16 protein-coding genes are annotated in these 15,782 nt (G+C 67.7%); 10 read left to right on the top strand and 6 right to left on the bottom strand.

The window, feature by feature from the left end:
• Positions 1 to 2: 2 nt before the first annotated feature.
• The 8 genes from LDO29_RS02205 to LDO29_RS02170 all read left to right on the top strand — a co-directional run bounded on the left by LDO29_RS02205 (position 3) and on the right by LDO29_RS02170 (position 6,479).
• Complete coding sequence (locus LDO29_RS02205) at positions 3 to 752, top strand: DUF3106 domain-containing protein (protein WP_224078153.1); 750 nt, start codon at positions 3 to 5, stop codon at positions 750 to 752.
• Between the two features lie 121 nt (positions 753 to 873).
• Complete coding sequence (locus LDO29_RS02200; protein WP_224078152.1) at positions 874 to 1,410, top strand: RDD family protein; 537 nt, start codon at positions 874 to 876, stop codon at positions 1,408 to 1,410.
• Positions 1,407 to 2,384, top strand: coding sequence for an esterase/lipase family protein (locus LDO29_RS02195; RefSeq protein WP_224078151.1), 978 nt, complete (start codon positions 1,407 to 1,409; stop codon positions 2,382 to 2,384). Before LDO29_RS02200 ends, LDO29_RS02195 begins: the two co-directional genes overlap by 4 nt.
• 116 nt (positions 2,385 to 2,500) lie before the next feature.
• Complete coding sequence (locus LDO29_RS02190) at positions 2,501 to 3,499, top strand: UDP-2,3-diacylglucosamine diphosphatase (protein ID WP_224078150.1); 999 nt, start codon at positions 2,501 to 2,503, stop codon at positions 3,497 to 3,499.
• Between the two features lie 55 nt (positions 3,500 to 3,554).
• Positions 3,555 to 4,694 carry a glycosyltransferase family 4 protein gene (locus tag LDO29_RS02185; protein WP_224078149.1) on the top strand — a complete coding sequence of 380 codons (1,140 nt, stop codon included), beginning with the start codon at positions 3,555 to 3,557 and terminating at the stop codon, positions 4,692 to 4,694.
• Positions 4,609 to 5,094, top strand: coding sequence for a diacylglycerol kinase (locus LDO29_RS02180; RefSeq protein ID WP_224078148.1), 486 nt, complete (start codon positions 4,609 to 4,611; stop codon positions 5,092 to 5,094). Before LDO29_RS02185 ends, LDO29_RS02180 begins: the two co-directional genes overlap by 86 nt.
• A gap of 96 nt (positions 5,095 to 5,190) precedes the next feature.
• A complete protein-coding gene (locus tag LDO29_RS02175) occupies positions 5,191 to 5,898 on the top strand; it encodes a TetR/AcrR family transcriptional regulator (protein ID WP_224078147.1) in 708 nt (235 codons plus the stop codon).
• Positions 5,895 to 6,479, top strand: coding sequence for an LOG family protein (locus LDO29_RS02170; protein WP_224078146.1), 585 nt, complete (start codon positions 5,895 to 5,897; stop codon positions 6,477 to 6,479). The genes LDO29_RS02175 and LDO29_RS02170 overlap by 4 nt, the downstream gene beginning before the upstream one ends.
• 28 nt (positions 6,480 to 6,507) lie before the next feature.
• On the opposite strand, the gene LDO29_RS02165 is transcribed toward LDO29_RS02170, so the two are convergent.
• The 5 genes from LDO29_RS02165 to LDO29_RS02145 form a co-directional block, all read right to left on the bottom strand.
• A complete protein-coding gene (locus tag LDO29_RS02165; RefSeq protein WP_224078145.1) occupies positions 6,508 to 7,113 on the bottom strand; it encodes a DUF924 family protein in 606 nt (201 codons plus the stop codon).
• A gap of 40 nt (positions 7,114 to 7,153) precedes the next feature.
• A complete protein-coding gene (locus LDO29_RS02160) occupies positions 7,154 to 7,573 on the bottom strand; it encodes a group II truncated hemoglobin (RefSeq protein WP_224078144.1) in 420 nt (139 codons plus the stop codon).
• A gap of 38 nt (positions 7,574 to 7,611) precedes the next feature.
• Complete coding sequence (locus LDO29_RS02155; RefSeq protein ID WP_224078443.1) at positions 7,612 to 10,116, bottom strand: ABC transporter permease; 2,505 nt, start codon at positions 10,114 to 10,116, stop codon at positions 7,612 to 7,614.
• A 180-nt stretch (positions 10,117 to 10,296) separates the two neighbouring features.
• Positions 10,297 to 10,899, bottom strand: coding sequence for a DUF4126 domain-containing protein (locus tag LDO29_RS02150; RefSeq protein WP_224078143.1), 603 nt, complete (start codon positions 10,897 to 10,899; stop codon positions 10,297 to 10,299).
• 94 nt (positions 10,900 to 10,993) lie between these two features.
• On the bottom strand, positions 10,994 to 12,091 hold the full coding sequence (locus LDO29_RS02145) for a substrate-binding domain-containing protein (protein ID WP_224078142.1): 1,098 nt from the start codon (positions 12,089 to 12,091) through the stop codon (positions 10,994 to 10,996).
• 142 nt (positions 12,092 to 12,233) lie between these two features.
• Between LDO29_RS02145 and LDO29_RS02140 the strand changes: the two genes are divergently transcribed.
• On the top strand, positions 12,234 to 13,067 hold the full coding sequence (locus tag LDO29_RS02140; protein ID WP_396022615.1) for a substrate-binding domain-containing protein: 834 nt from the start codon (positions 12,234 to 12,236) through the stop codon (positions 13,065 to 13,067).
• A gap of 55 nt (positions 13,068 to 13,122) precedes the next feature.
• Here the strand turns inward: LDO29_RS02140 and LDO29_RS02135 are convergent, their stop codons facing one another.
• A complete protein-coding gene (locus LDO29_RS02135) occupies positions 13,123 to 14,070 on the bottom strand; it encodes a LysR substrate-binding domain-containing protein (RefSeq protein WP_224078141.1) in 948 nt (315 codons plus the stop codon).
• Between the two features lie 209 nt (positions 14,071 to 14,279).
• On the opposite strand from LDO29_RS02135, the gene xdhA reads away from it, so the two are divergent.
• Positions 14,280 to 15,782: a xanthine dehydrogenase small subunit gene (gene xdhA / locus LDO29_RS02130; protein ID WP_224078140.1), complete on the top strand. Its 1,503-nt coding sequence runs from the start codon at positions 14,280 to 14,282 to the stop codon at positions 15,780 to 15,782.

Here is a 15,782-nt window from a genome sequence, read left to right as displayed (position 1 = left end):
ACATGGCCTGCGCGACTTTCCGTTCCGACGCACCACGCCGCCGGCTGAGTACCCTGCTGCTGGCCGGCTTCTGCGCGGCCGCCGCCTGGTGCCTGGCACCGTCCCCCGCGCAGGCCCAGGGCCCGGCGTCGGCACCGCACGCCGAACCGGCCATCAACGCGCGCCCGGCATGGTCGGAACTCACGCCCGTCCAGCAGCGCATCCTGGCACCGCTGCAGCCACTGTGGGACACGCTGCCCGAACTCAACCGGCGCAAGTGGCTGCGTATTGCCGAACGCTATCCGAAGTTCTCGCCGGAAGAACAGGCACGGCTGCAGACGCGCATGGCCGAGTGGGTCAAGCTGACACCGCAGCAGCGCCGCCTGGCACGCGAGAACTACCAGATCACCCGGGCCCTGCCGGCGCAAAAGAAGGCCGAGGCCTGGGACAAGTACCAGCAACTGCCCGAAGAGCAGAAGAAAAAGCTTGCCGCGGCCGAACGCGTGCCGCACCGGCCTGGCGCTGTCAGCGCGCTACCCAGCGGCAAGCGCCTGCCTAGCGACACCAGCCGCCAGATCCGCCCGGACAAGAAGTCCGCAACGGTAGCCGCCAAGCCGGCCTCGGCCGCCGAGGCCGGCACCGCCGACGCCTCCGTGGCTGCCCCAACGGTAACGCCGCCCGCGCCCGCTGCGCCCGCTGTCGCACCAGCAACGACCGAAGCCGGGCCCGAAGCCGCTGCCGCCACGCAGGCCGACAGTACGATCCGGCAATAAGCTAGGAACGGCAACGCGACCCATTGACCGGCATTTGGCATAATCGCCGGATTCCGCACGTGGCCGAGCCGGGCTTGGCCACTGCCGGAACGCCTGAACCAAGGTTCCCAGTTCCCGTGCCATGCCAGCCGCCACTCTCGCTCCGTCGTCCACCACCGCTTTCCCTCCGGCCGCCCCGCCGCTACGCCGCCGCATCGCCTGCATGCTCTACGAGGGCGTGCTGCTGTTCGGCGTGCTGAGCGCTTCGACAGCGCTCTTCCTGCTGGTCCGCCCGACATTGCAGAAGCTCGGCCTCGACAGCCCCTACGCCATCCAGGGCTGGAGCTTCATGGTCATGGGACTCTACTTCACGTGGTTCTGGCAGCGCAGTGGCCAGACGCTGGCCATGCAGACCTGGCGCATGCGCGTCGAGACCGCAGGCGGCAAGCCGCCGCGCTGGCCGCAGGCGGCGCTGCGCTACGTGCTCGCATGGCTGTGGCTGCCGCCATCAGCCGCCCTCGGGCACGGGCTTGGCCTGGTGAAAGGCCCCTTCGTCGGCGTGCTGTGTGCCGGCCTGCTGGTGTGGATCCTGCTGGCCTGGCTGGATCCGCGCCGCCAGTTCCTGCACGACCGCCTGGCCCGCACGCGCCTGGTCGACCTGCGCCCGCCGCGCCCATGACCCTGAGCGCCGCCGGTGCCCGCCGCGTGGCGGTGATGCTGCAGGCGGCGACGGCGGCCGGCATCGGCTGGCAACTGACGCAGCACGCTGGCTGGAACTGGCCGGCGGCTTGGCTCGCCGGCGTCCTGGCGGTGCTCGCCGGACTTGCCCTGGGCATTGGGCTGGCGTTCGCGATGACCCGGCACGGTGCCGGCGTGGCGCGCCACCAGCAACCGCCACCGGCGCCAGCCTGGCTTGCCAGCGGCCGGCAGCCACTGCAACTGGCCGACGCGATACGGTGCTTTGCCAATGAGTACATCGCGGTGTTTCGCATGTTCAACTGGCTGCAGCCATTCTGCTCCCACCGCCGGTATGTACAGCCCTCGGACAGCCTCCCGGCCCGCCAGACACCCACCGTGCTGCTGGTGCATGGCTATGCCTGCAACCACGCGGTCTGGCTGGACCTGCAACCCGCGCTGGCGGCCGCCGGCTACCACTGCGAAGCGATCGACATGGAGCCCGTGCTCGGCGACATCGACGACTATGCCGATGCCTTGCTGCAGCATATCGAGCAGATCCGGGCGCGCACCGGGCGCGCACCGCTGCTGGTGTGCCACAGCATGGGCGGACTGGCCGCGCGCGCGGCGCTGTCGAGACGTGCACGGGACCTCTGCGCCGGCGTCGTCACGCTTGGCACCCCGCACCACGGCTGCGCCGTGGCTCGCTTCGGAGCCGGCCGCAATGCCTGGCAGATGCGCTGCGGCAGCCCCTGGCTGAAGGCACTCGCCGACGCCGAGGCGCCCGCGTTGCGCGCGCGCGTGGTTTCCATCTTCAGCTGGCACGACTCCATTGCCGGCCCGCCGTGCACCAGTTGGCTGGACGGCGCGCGGCACATGCCGCTGGCCGGCATCGGCCACGTATCGCTGCTGCGAGATCCGCGCGCCGTCGCGGCCGTGGTGGCAGCACTGGCGGCGCTGCGCAACACGGCGTCCTGACAACGTCGCGCTGCGCTGTCGGATAGCGGCAACGTTTCATATGTCATTCATGTTTCCGTCACGGCTCCGTCATGGCGCGGTGGCTGAATGCAGCCATTGCCGTCACCGGGGCCGCCATGGTTCAAGCAATCCGATCCGCACTCGGATATCTGTCGGGAGTCACGCACAGGCTGCGCGGCAGTCCTGATCCCGAACTCTCCCAGGTCTTGTCGCGCATCGCCGCGCTCGCGGCCTTCGTGCCACCGCCGGCCGAACCTCCCGCCGTCCCGGCACTGACGCCCCCGGCCGACGCTGGCCAGCACTTCCCCCCCGAGCCGCATCCGATCCGGCAATACCGCGCCATCTGGCTGTCCGACATCCACCTGGGCACCGCCGGCTGCCAGGCAGACTATCTGCTCGACTTCCTCAAGCACAACGAATCCGAACGGCTTTACCTGGTCGGCGACATCATCGACGGCTGGCAACTGCGCCGCGGCTGGTACTGGCCGCAGAGCCACAACGACGTGGTGCAGAAGCTGCTGCGCAAGGCGCGCAAGGGCACCGAAGTCATCTACGTGCCCGGCAACCACGACGAGATCGCGCGCCAGTTTGACGGCCTGGCATTCGGCGACATCACGGTGCGCGAGGAAGCGGTCCATGTGACGGCCACCGGCAAGCGCCTGTGGGTCGTGCACGGTGACCTGTTCGATGGCGTGGTGCAGCACGCCCGCTGGCTGGCCTATCTCGGCGATTCGCTGTACACGGTGATCCTGGCGATGAACCGCCACTTCAACCGCGTCCGCGCACGGCTCGGCTTTCCGTACTGGTCGCTGTCGCAGTACCTGAAGCACCAGGTCAAGAACGCGGTGAACTACATCAGCTCGTTCGAGCACGCCATGGTCGACGAAGCGCGCCGGCGCGGCTGCGACGGCGTGGTCTGCGGCCATATCCACAAGGCCGAGATCCGCGACGTGAACGGCCAGCTCTACTGCAACGACGGCGACTGGGTGGAAAGCCTGTCCGCGCTGGTCGAGACCATGGAAGGCGAGCTGAAGATCGTCTACTGGACCACGCTGCTCGATGCGCCGAAGGCCCAGCCGCGCAAGCGCCGCCGCGCGGCCGCCATCAGCGGCTGAACGGCCCGCCAGCCCCCATCTTTCAAGAACGCGGCCACACCACCGAGGAGTCCGCATGAAGATCCTGATCGTCACCGATGCCTGGGAACCGCAGGTCAATGGCGTGGTGCGCACACTCAAGTCCACCCGCCGCGAGCTGGAGGCCATGGGCCATACGGTGGACATGATCACGCCGCTGGAATTCCGCACGGTGCCGTGCCCCACCTATCCCGAGATCCGCCTGTCGCTGTTTCCCTCGGCGCGCGTCGCCCAGCGCATCCGCGACTTTGCTCCGGACGCGCTGCATATCGCCACCGAGGGCCCGCTGGGCATGGCCGCGCGCCGCTATGCGCTGCGCCGGGAAATGCCGTTCACGACGGCCTACCACACGCGCTTTCCGGAGTACGTGCACGCACGCTTTGGCATTCCGCTGTCGTGGACGTACCGCTTCCTGCGCTGGTTCCACGGCCCCGCGCAGGCCGTGATGGCGCCCACGCCCGTAGTGCTGGACGACCTGCAGCGCTACGGCATCGGACACTGCGTGCTGTGGACCCGCGGCGTGGACCTGGACGTCTTCAAGACACAGCGCGTCAACGTGCTCAACACCGCGCATCCGATCTTCCTTTATGTCGGCCGCGTGGCCGTGGAAAAGAACGTGGAGGCCTTCCTGGCGCTGGACCTGCCAGGCTCAAAATGGGTGGTCGGCGACGGTCCGGCGCTGGCTTCGCTGCGCGCGCGCTATCCCGGCGCGAACTACCTCGGCGTGCTGACCCAGCCAGAACTGGCCAGGGTGTATGCTTCGGCTGACGTCTTCGTGTTCCCGAGCCGCACCGACACCTTCGGCCTGGTGCTGCTCGAAGCGCTTGCCAGCGGCCTGCCGGTGGCGGCCTATCCCGTGACCGGCCCGATCGACGTGCTTGGCGACAGCCCGGCAGGCGTAATGCACGAAGACCTGCGTGAAGCCTGCCTGGAAGCGCTGCGCATTGACCGCGCAACCGCCCGCGCCCATGCCGAGCGGTTCTCGTGGCGCGCCGCCTCCGAGCAGTTCCTGGCACACCTGCGTCCGCTTTCGGCCGGCGGCAGTACCGGCAGCGCGGGCGAGGTGCCGACTCAACCAGCCTCGCAGAACCATGTCGAAACCACCTCAGCCGCTGCCGTCCGATCCGCCACTGCGGGGGCAAGCGCCACGCCCGCCAAGCAGCGACTACTCGATTGAGCAGAATCCGCACAAGGGCAACCGCGGCCTGTCCCGCGCCTGGCATGCCGCGCTGAACTCGCTGTCCGGCCTGCGCTACGCGGTACTCGAAGAAAGCGCGTTCCGCCAGGAACTGACGCTGGTGGCGATCCTCACGCCGTGCGCGTTCGTGCTGCCCGTCAGCACGGTCGAGCGCATCATGCTGCTGGGCACGCTGCTCGTTGTGCTGATGGTGGAGCTGCTGAACTCGAGCGTCGAGGCGGCGATCGACCGCATCTCGCTGGAGCGGCACAGCCTGTCCAAGCGCGCCAAGGATTTTGGCAGCGCCGCGGTCATGCTCGCGCTGATCCTGTGCGGCGGAACGTGGATGGCGATTGCCGGACCGCACGTGCTGCACTGGCTGCGCCAGCTGGGAGGCTGAGCGCACGAGCCACCGCGCCGGGCCGGCGGACAGGGCAGGCAGGCCGATTGCTTATAATCGCTACCCTGCCCCGATTTACCGATCGCCCGGACGCCCATGGAACCCAAACCGCAAACCGGCCCCCGTCGCACCAGGGACCGCATCCTCGACGTCTCGCTGCGCCTGTTCAACGAAGTCGGCGAGCCCAACGTCACCACCACCACCATTGCGGAAGCGATGGAGATCAGCCCCGGCAATCTCTACTACCACTTCCGCAACAAGGACGACATCATCAATTCCATCTTCGTGCGCTTCGAGCAGGAGATGGAACGCCGCCTGAAGCTGCCGGACGACCACAAGGCCACGCTGGACGAGAGCTGGGGCTACCTGCAGTACATGTCGGAGTTCCTGTGGAACTACCGCTTCCTGTACCGGGACATCAACGACCTGCTCGCGCGCAACCGCATGCTGGAGACCAACTTCAAGCGCATCGTCGAGCAGAAGCAGCGCTTTGCGCTGGAGATCTGCCGCCAGTTCATCGACGATGGCGAGATGGAAGCCACGCCCGAGCAGGTGGAAGCGATCTGCACCAACATGGTCGTGATCGCGACCTACTGGCTGTCGTTCCAGTTCGTGCAGCATCCGCGCCAGTACAACGATCCCGAGCAGATCCGCGGCTACCTGCACGGCTCGAGCTACCACATCTTCTCGATCCTGGCGCCCTACCTGCGCGGCCGCGCGCGCGACGCGTTCGACCAGCTCGCCCGCGACTACGCGGCGTCCAGGGCGGCCCAGGAAAACCAGTCAGACAAGGACAGGAAGTGAAATCCGTTTGCGTGTATTGCGGTTCCAGCCCCGGCAACCGCCCCGAGTACGCCCAGGCCGCCCGTGCGCTCGGCAAGGCCCTGGTGGAAAACGACATGTCGCTGGTCTATGGCGGCGGCAAGGTCGGCCTGATGGGCGTCGTTGCCGATGCCGTCCTGGAGCACGGCGGCACCGCCATCGGCATCATTCCCGATGCGCTGATGCAAAAGGAGGTGGGCCACCGCGGCCTGACCGAGCTGCACGTGGTGCGCAACATGCACGAGCGCAAGCAGATGATGGCCGACCGTGCCGATGCCTTCATCGCGATGCCCGGCGGCGTGGGGACCTTCGAAGAGCTGTTCGAGACCTTCACGTGGCTGCAGCTCGGCTACCATGCCAAGCCGGTCGGCCTGCTCAATGTGGCGGGCTTCTATGACGGCATGCTGGGCTTCCTGTCGCATGCTGTGCAGGAAGGCTTCCTCAAGCAGGTGCATGCCGACCTGCTGCACGTGGCCGGCACGCCGGCCGCGCTGCTGACGAAGCTGACCGACGCGCCGCGCGTGCGCGTCGACAAGTGGCAGGAACGCCGCGACGAGACCTGAGCCTGGCTCATTGGGCCGGGCGCGACGGTCAGAATCGAGAGCCCGGCTCCTTCAGGAAGGCCAGTTCCTCCGGCGTGCTCTGCCGGCCCAGGATGGCATTCCGGTGCGGAAAGCGACCGAAGCGCGCGATGACCGCGCGGTGCTTTTCCGCCCACTCCACCACATCCACCTTGCCCGCGGTCTCGTCGCACAACTGCGTCATCAGCCTGACGGACTCGTCCTGGTCCTGCATCGACTCGGAGTGTTCGAACGGCATGTAGCAGAACATGCGGTGATGGCCGGTAGGCAGCTCGCGGTCCATGCCGCCGGCCACGATGCGCCGTGCCAGCTCCAGGGCCTGCGCATCCGTGGCGAAGCTGCGCGGGTCATTGCGGAACAGGTGGCGCGGAAACTGGTCGAGCAGCACGATACGGGCGCAGGCGCCCTCATGGGTGGCGCACCAGTCCTCGCCCTCTTCGGGGTCCCCCGAATGGGCGGTCTCCCAGACCGTCAGGAAATTCGCACGAATGGCTTCATCGAACGCGGGAGACTTGGCGAACCATTCCGGCCGTGCGGTATTCCAGGCCGGCGAACCATGGTGGCCGAACCAGAAATCCAGCAACTGTCTCGCAGTGTCGGGCAGCTTGTCTTGCATCGCTCCACCTTTTCTCGAATTGGCGCACCCGCTGCGGTCGTCAGCGGGCCACGTTGCGCATCCAGTCAGCGGTCTGGAAGAAGGCCTGCATCAGGCGCAGCTGCAGGTCCTCGGACAAGCCGACGTCCTGCATCGCCAGCGCCATGCATCGCATCCACTGGTCGCGCTCGCTGACGCCGATCTCGAACGGCATATGGCGCGCGCGCAGGCGCGGATGGCCAAAGCGTTCGATGAAATGATTCGGGCCGCCCAGCCAGCCGCACAGGAACCAGAACAGCTTGTCGCGCGAACCGTCCAGCGAAGGCGGATGCAGCGCGCGCAGGCCGGCGAACTCGGGTTCCAGGTCCATCAGGTCGTAGAAGCGGTCCACCAGCTCGCGCACGCGTGCTTCGCCGCCGACCAGGTCGAAGGCAGTGACGTCGGCGCCGGCCTTGCCGGTGGATTCAGGTTCGGTGCTCATTCAGATACTCGCAAACAGCAGACAGGCTCTCCGGGGCATCAGGCGTCACGCAATGTCGCCAGCGCCGGCTGGCGCAGCACATCGCGCAGGCCCAGCCAGCCGCCCGCAAAAGCGCACAGCATGCCAGAAACCACGCCGGTCGGCACGATCCACGGATTGAAGCGGTACGGGAAGTCGAAGACGTGCTGGGACAGTCCCCAGCCGACTGCGATCGCGCCAAGGCTGGCCAGCAGGCCCGCAAGCCCGCCGACCACCAGGAACTCGGCATATTGCGTCTGCCGGACCTGAGCCGCGGACGCTCCGAGCGCCTTGAGCAGCCCCGCATCGCGCATGCGCTCGTCGCGCGCGCCCGATAGTGCCGCATACAGCACCGTGACGCCGGCTGCCAGCGTGAAGACGAAGAGGAACTCCACGGCGGCGATGACCTGGTCCAGCACTGCCTGGATCTGCCGCAGGATCAGGTCCGTGTTGACCACGGTGATGTTGGGAAAGGCCGCGATCAGCCGGTTGCCGAGCGCGGCGCGTGCCGGCGGTAAGTGAAAGGCCGTGATGTAGGTCTCCGGCAGCCCGTGCATGGCGGCCGGCGGCAGGATCACGAAGAAATTGACACGCATCGACCCCCAGTCGAGCTTGCGCAGCGACGTCACGGGCGCCTGCACGGTCTGGCCGGCGACGTCGAAGCGCAAGGTATCGCCGAGCCGGATGCCGAGGGTCTTGGCGATGCCCTCCTCGACCGAAGCGCCTGCGCCGGAGCCATTGAGCCAGTGCCCGGCCACCACCTGGTTGCCTTCGGGCAGCGCGTCGGTATAGGACAGGTTGAACTCGCGCTCCACCAGGTTGCGGGCGCGCCCTTCGGCGTAGCTGTCCGCACGGATCGCGCGCTCGCCGATATGCGTGAGGCGGCCGCGCACCATCGGGTACAGCAGGTCATGGATGCCGGCCGTCGCCAGCATGCTGCGCAGCGGCTCGCGCTGGTCCGGCTGGATATTGATGATGAAGCGGTTGGGCGCGTCGGCCGGCGTCGCATTGCGCCACGAATCGACCAGGTCGTTGCGCGTCATGCCAAGCAGCAGCAGCGCCATCAAGCCCACCGCGAGCGCCACGGTCTGCAGCACGGTCACGGCACGGCGGCGTTCCAGCACGGCCAGCGCGAAGCGCCAGCCGACGGCGGACCGGCCGGCCAGGCGGCCGCGCAGCGCGCGCGACAGCAGCGTCAGCATCGCCAGCGCCAGCAGCGCAAACACGGCACCTGCACCGGCAAACCCGCCAGCGGTTGTCAGCCCGAGGCGCAAGTCGCGCGCCGCCACCAGCAGCAGCGCGACGAATGCGCCCAGGCCCAGCGCGTAGGCCGCCCACGCCGACACCGGCGGCGGCCCGATGTCACGGCGCAGCACGCGCAGCGGCGCCACGCGCGTGAGCGCGAGCAGCGGCGGCAAGGCAAAGCCCGCCAGCAGCACGAGCCCGGCCAGCACGCCTACGATCGCCGGCAACAGCGACGGCTGCGGCAGCGATACCTGCAACAACCCGCCCAGCGACAGCAGCAGCCCATAGTGCGCCAGGTAGCCAAGCACCACGCCAACCACGGCGCCGGCAGACCCGAGCAGCAGGAATTCCATGCCGAACGCCGCCAGGATCTGCCGGCGCGACAGCCCCATGCACTTGTAGACCGCGCAAGCGTCGGTGTGCCGCTGCATATAGCGGCGCGCCGACATGGCGATCGCCACCGCGGCGATCATCGACGACAGCACGGCGACCAGCGACAGGAAGCGCTCGGCGCGGTCCAGCGTGGCGCGCATCTGCGGCTGCCCCGACTCGAGCGATTCCACGCGCGTGTTGCGCAGCCTGAGGCGCTCGATCTCGCCGGCCGCCCAGCGCTGGTAGGCGCGGCCGGCGGCGTCGGGGCCCGCAATAAGCAGACGGTAGCTCACGCGGCTACCCCAGCCGATCAGGCCAGTGCTGTCGAGGTCGGACAGCGGCATCAGCACGCGCGGCGCGAAATTCATGAAGCCCGCGCCGCGGTCCAGTTCCTGCGTCACGATGCGCTCGATGCGGAACGTACGGCTGCCAAGCTGCAAGGCATCGCCCACGCGCAGCCCCAGCGCGCCCAGCAGCGCCTCGTCCACCCAGACCGTGCCCGGCGTCGGAATGCCTTCGGCGGCCTGTTCCGGCCCACCGGGCGTGGCGGCCACCTTCAGCTTGCCGCGCAGCGGATAGCCCGGGCTGACCGCCTTGAGCGCGGCGAGCTGGCTCGGCGCTTCGGCGCCGGCCGGGGCACCGGCCCGGCGTGCCGTCGCCATGCTCGGGAACGTCACGGTGTGCGCCACCGCCAGCCCGGCCGCTGCCGCACGGCTGGTGAATGCGGCGTCAAACGGGTGATCGGACACCAGCAGCACGTCCGCCGCGATCATCTGCCGCGCATCGCGCTCCAGCCCCAGGCGCATGCGGTCGGCGAGGAAGCCGACGCTGGTCAGCGCCGCGACCGCCAGCACCAGCGCAAACAGCAGCAGGTAAAGCTCGCCAGCCAGCCAGTCGCGCCGGGCCATGCGCAGGGCCTGGCGCCAGGCAGAGAATCGCCGCCCTTGCAGCAAGGCAGTGGCAACAGATCGGGAAACGGCGGTGTCGGGCGTGGAAGCGGGCTCGGTTGGCATCAGTCGTGGTTCCAGTCTCGTTCACGGCGCCGCCGGCCTGGCATGGGCTGGTGGCGTTGGGGCCGGGATGGGCGGTCAGGTTCGCCGTGCAGGCGGGTCCGCACGGTTGCGCAAGGTAGCATGCAGACGGCGCACGCCGCGCCAGAGCTTGGGCAGCAGCCACACGGCAATCAACAGGAAAACCGCCAGCAGGACCAGGAACAGCACCGGCAGGAAAAAGGCCAGCAGCAGGCTGCCGGTCGCCGCCACGTCCTCCGTGAATGAGGCCGCCCAGTTGGAAAACGGTTCCGGCGAGATATTGATCAGCGCGCGCGTGCCCGCCTTGGTGGCGTGGGCCGTGCCTGCCAGCGTGCCGCCCACCAGGCCGGCCGCGACCATCCATTCCGGATCCATCTGGCCAAACGCCGCCGCGGCGAGAATCGCCCCGGCAGGAATCCGCACGAAGGTCTGGATGCCATCCCAGACCGAATCGAAACCCGGCACCTTGTCGGCAATGAACTCCGCCAGCGCCAGCACGGCTGCCACGCCGATCACCCACCACGATTCCAGCACCTGCAGCCCGGGCGGCAGGTCCAGCCAGCCCAGCCGCGACAGCACGCCCGCGGTCAGGACGGCCAGGTAGAGGCGAAAGCCGCTGGCCCAGGACATGCCTGCGGCCAGCGCAGCGGTTTCCAGCATGATGCTCCTCGCGATGGCAGGGCGATGGCACAGGCCATCCCAAGGAGTGTAGCGCGAAGACTGTCCCTGCAATCAGGCGACAGGCACCGGCGGCTCAGCCGCCCTCTTTGCCGTCCGTCCCATACCAGGGCAAGGCTTCCTGCGGCGTCAGGATGCCGGCTGGCTCGGCCATGGCATAGCCCGGCAACGCTTCGATGCGGCGAGCGAACTCCGGATCGGCCAGCAGAGCCAGCAGGCCCGCCATCCAGCCCGCGGTCTGGTCGTTCTTGCGCAGTGCCAGGTAGTACGCCTCCCGCGTGAGCGGCACGAAGCCCAGGCCCAGCGCCTCGGCGTTCATGCGCAGCCCGAAGCCGACCTGCGCGCGCCCGGCATGAACCGCTTCCGCCACCTTTTCGTTGCTGAACTCGGGTTCGTCGTAGCCGATGATCTGGTCCGGATAGAGCCCTTGCGCGGCCAGAAGCTGGTCGAACAGCATGCGCGTACCGGAACTGCGCTGCCGGTTGACGAAACGCGCCTGAGTGCGCACCAGGTCATGCAGGTCATGGATTTCGCCGGCCATGCCGGGCGCCACGATCAGGCCCTGCTCGCGCCACGCCAGGCGCAACAGCCGTACCGAGGCGGGCCGCAGCCACTTGCGCAATGTCAGGTGCGCGACGGAACCCGCTGTCTGCACCGGCGAAACATAGAAACCGGCCAGCTCCGACTGCCGCTCCTGCAGGCAAATCAGCCCTTCCACGCTGCCACAGAACACGGTATCGAGCTGGAGCCCGGGCGCCTGGCCCTTGAGGGCACCGGCCAGGACCTCGATGGCGGGATCGTGGCTGCCGGAAAAGTGCACGCAGGTCTGTGGCTGGGCCGCGTCGTCGAGGTCGGCGATGAACTCGGCCATGGCGCGCTGTACGGCCGGGTCGATGGTTTCGCGCAAGCGCATTTCGGCGCGCAGCAGGCGTTCGCCAAAGCGCGTCAGCGACGCGCCGCGGCCGCGCTCCATGTCCAGCACGGAGCGGCCGAGCATGGCCTCCCAGGTCCGCATCACGCCCCAGGCGTGGCGGTAGGACAGACCGATCTCGCGTGCCGCGCGGTGCAGCGAACCGGTCTCGCGCACTGCCTTGAGCAACTGGAACACCTTGCCATTGGCACGCGGATTGTCGTCCGCGGCAATCACGGGGAACAGGTCAAAACGGAATGTCATATGTTCCACCATGCATATTTACATCTCGAATGTGCGTCGGTGACAATGAATCACCGCGCTTTTCATGTAGTTGCTTGCATTCTCCATGACCCATCAGGGCATGGCAATTATGTTTTTAAAAACATAAATGGAGAAACCACACATGTCACGGATCGCGTTTCGCAAGCTTCCTGTTGCTGCCGGCATTGCCTGCCTGATGGCGCTCTCCGCCGTGCAGGCTGGGGAGCTGAAGCTGGCCACCACTACCAGCACGGAGAACTCGGGCCTGCTCAAGTACCTGCTGCCGAAGTTCGAGCAAAAGACCGGAGTGAACGTCAAGGTCATTGCTGTCGGCTCGGGCAAGGCCATGAAGATGGGCGAGATGGGCGACGTGGACGTGCTGCTTGTGCATGCGCGCAAGATGGAAGACGAGTTCGTGGCGGCCGGCTACGGCGTCAACCGCCGCGACGTCATGTACAACGACTTCATCGTGGTCGGCCCGGCCAGCGACCCCGCTGGCATCAAGGGCAGCAAGGACGTGCTGGCGGGCTTTCGCAAGCTGGCCGGCAGCGGCAGCAAGTTCATCTCGCGCGGCGACAACTCCGGTACCGACGTGATGGAGAAGGACTACTGGAAGCAGATCGGCATCGAACCGAAGGGTCAGCCCTGGTATGTCAACGCAGGCCTCGGCATGGGCGAGGTGCTGACCATGGCCGCGCAGATGCCGGCCTATACGCTGTCGGACCGCGCCACCTATGGCGCCTATCGCGCCAAAACCGGCCTGGCCGTCGCCGTACAGGGCGACCCGAAGATGTTCAATCCGTACGGCATCATCGCGGTCAACCCGGCCAAGCACGCGGGCACCAACTACACCGACGCGATGAAGCTCGTGGAATGGATCACCTCGCCGGAAGGCCAGCAGGCCATTGCCGGCTACAAGGTCGAAGGCGAGCAGCTGTTCTTCCCAGACTACAAGGGTACACAAGCCAGCAAGTAAGCCGACCAACGGCAGAGCCGCGGATCAAGGCAGCCCTGCGCTGCCCTTTCCCGTTTCAGCCCGCCTCGGCTTCCAGGCGCGGCAATTGCGGCAAGTCCGCGGCCACTTCGGCGATCATCCTGCGTATCCACATCACATCAGGCGCCGCATGGCATCGCTCGTGCCAGAGCTGGTAGAAGCGCATGCGCGGGAACGTGACCGGCGACGGCACCATGCGGATCGGCAAGTACTGCGCATAGTGCGCGGCAAACTGGCGGCCGGTCGTGAACACCATGTCGGTCTTCATCAGCACATACGGCACCAGCCCAAAATACGGCAGCGTCACCTGGATATTGCGCTTGTAGCCCTGCTCGGCCAGCGCCTGGTCGATCATGCTGCGCTGCATCGAGGCATAGGGCGCCGGCGCCAGATGGGGCATCTCCAGGTAATGCTTCAGGGTCAGCCCCTTGCGCGCCAGCGGGTGCTGCGCGCCCAGCATGCAGACCACCTCGTCGTCGAACAGCGGCGAGATATGCAGGTGCTCGGGCGGCGACAGCCAGTTGCCGACGACAATGTCCAGTTGCCCCTGCTCCAGGTCCTCCAGAAAGTCGCCCGACGAGGTCATCGGGTGCACGAACAGCTTGGCTCCGGGGGCCAGCCGGCGTACCCGCTCGACGATGTTGGGCAGGAAGAAGGCATCCAGGTAGTCAGGCGCGCCCAAGTGGAAGGTACGGGTCGTGGTGGCCGGGTCGAACTGCTGCGGCGGACGCGCGATGCGGTCCATCGCCGCCAGGCTCTGCTCGGCCAGCGCCAGCAGTTCGCGGCCGCGCTCGGTCGGCACCATGCCGTTTTTGCCCCGCACCAAAATGGCGTCGCCGGTGATCTCGCGCAGGCGCTTGAGCGTGTTGCTGATGGCCGGCTGCGACTGGCCCAGGCGCACTGCCGTGCGGGTCACGCTCTGCTCGGTCAGCAGGGTGTGGAGCACCCGCAGCAAATAAGTATCGAGATGGTCGCGTCCGTGCATGGCAATAGGCGTCCTGCCGGTGCTGGGCCGGGAGGCTGGCGTGGGGGAAGGGAACGGCGCATAGTGTATGTCACGCAACCCGCCACCGGTCAATCCACGTGCGGGAAGGCCGACGGACGGGCTTTCTGATGGGGCATATCACCTGGGCTGAATATTGCATGAATTGCGTCGATGCTATGTTTCCGCCATCACAGAACGAGATAAAGACCATGGAGACGCAAACCATCCGCTTTTTCCATCGCGGCCAGGTCAGGGAAGTGTCCGACGCCCCCGTTACCCGCACCGTGCTGCAGTACCTGCGCGAGGACGTTCGCTGCACCGGCACCAAGGAAGGCTGCGCCGAAGGCGACTGCGGCGCCTGCACCGTCGTGATCGGCGAGCTGCAGGACGGCGGCGACGTCGAGTTCAAGGCTGTCAACGCCTGCATCCAGTTCCTGCCCACGCTCGACGGCAAGGCGCTGATCACCGTCGAAGACCTGCGCCAGGCCGACGGCACCCTGCACCCGGTGCAGGAAGCCATGGTCGAGTGCCACGGGTCGCAATGCGGCTTCTGCACGCCCGGCTTCGTCATGTCGCTGTGGGCGCTGTACCAGCAGCACACCCCGGGCGGCGAAGCCCCGGCGCGCCAGGCCATCTGTGACGCGCTGACCGGCAACCTGTGCCGCTGCACCGGCTACCGCCCGATCATCGACGCCGGCGAGCGCATGATGGCCCTGCCCGCGCCGCACGCCAGCAAGCTCGACCCGAAGCAGATCGCCGACACGCTGCGCAACCTCAAGCGCGGCGAGACCTTCCGCTACAGCGCCAAGGGCCAGAATTTCTACGCGCCGCGCACCGCAGCGGAATTCGGCGCGATCAAGGCGGCCGAGCCCGGCATCCGTATCCTGGCCGGCAGCACCGACGTCGGCCTCTGGGTCACCAAGCAGTTCCGCGAACTCGGCAACCTGCTCTACATCGGCCAGGTGGAAGACCTGCAGTCCGTCACCGAGCGCGACGGCATGATCGAGATCGGTGCCGGCGTGACGCTGGAGAAGGCCTACGCGGCGCTGACCGCCGCGCACCCGGAGCTGGAAGAGCTGTGGAAGCGCTTCGCCTCGCTGCCGATCCGCAATGCCGGCACGCTCGGCGGCAATATCGCCAACGGCTCGCCGATCGGCGACTCGATGCCGGCCCTGATCGCGCTCGGCGCGGAGGTGGTGCTGCAGCACGGCAAGACGCGCCGCACGCTGCGGCTGGGAGACCTCTACCTGGCCTACCAGAAGACGGCCATGGCCGAGGGCGAGTTCGTCGCCGCGCTGCGTGTGCCGGTCAAGGGACCGCAGCACTTCAGGACCTACAAACTGTCCAAACGCTTTGACGAGGATATTTCCGCCGTGTGCGCTGCGTTCGGCATTACCGTCGAGCAGGGTGTGATCACGCAGGCGCGCATCGCGTTCGGCGGCATGGCCGCCACGCCCAAGCGCGGCGCGGCCACCGAAGCCGCGCTGACCGGCCAGCCCTGGAACGAGGCTACCGTCCGCGCCGGTATGGCTGCCCTGTCGCAGGACTTCACGCCGCTGACCGACATGCGTTCGACCGCCTCGTACCGCACACGCGGTGCCGCCAACCTGCTGTACCGCTTCTGGCTGGAGACGCGCGCCGATGCGCTGCCCGCATCCGCCGTCAACGTCCGCGCGATCGGCGCCGGCGCCACCGCAACCGTCACGGCCTGA

This window comes from Cupriavidus laharis (genome assembly GCF_914271435.1).
Lineage (GTDB): Bacteria > Pseudomonadota > Gammaproteobacteria > Burkholderiales > Burkholderiaceae > Cupriavidus > Cupriavidus laharis.
Note: the sequence above shows the minus strand (reverse complement) of the source record. Positions and strands in the feature narration are given on the sequence as shown.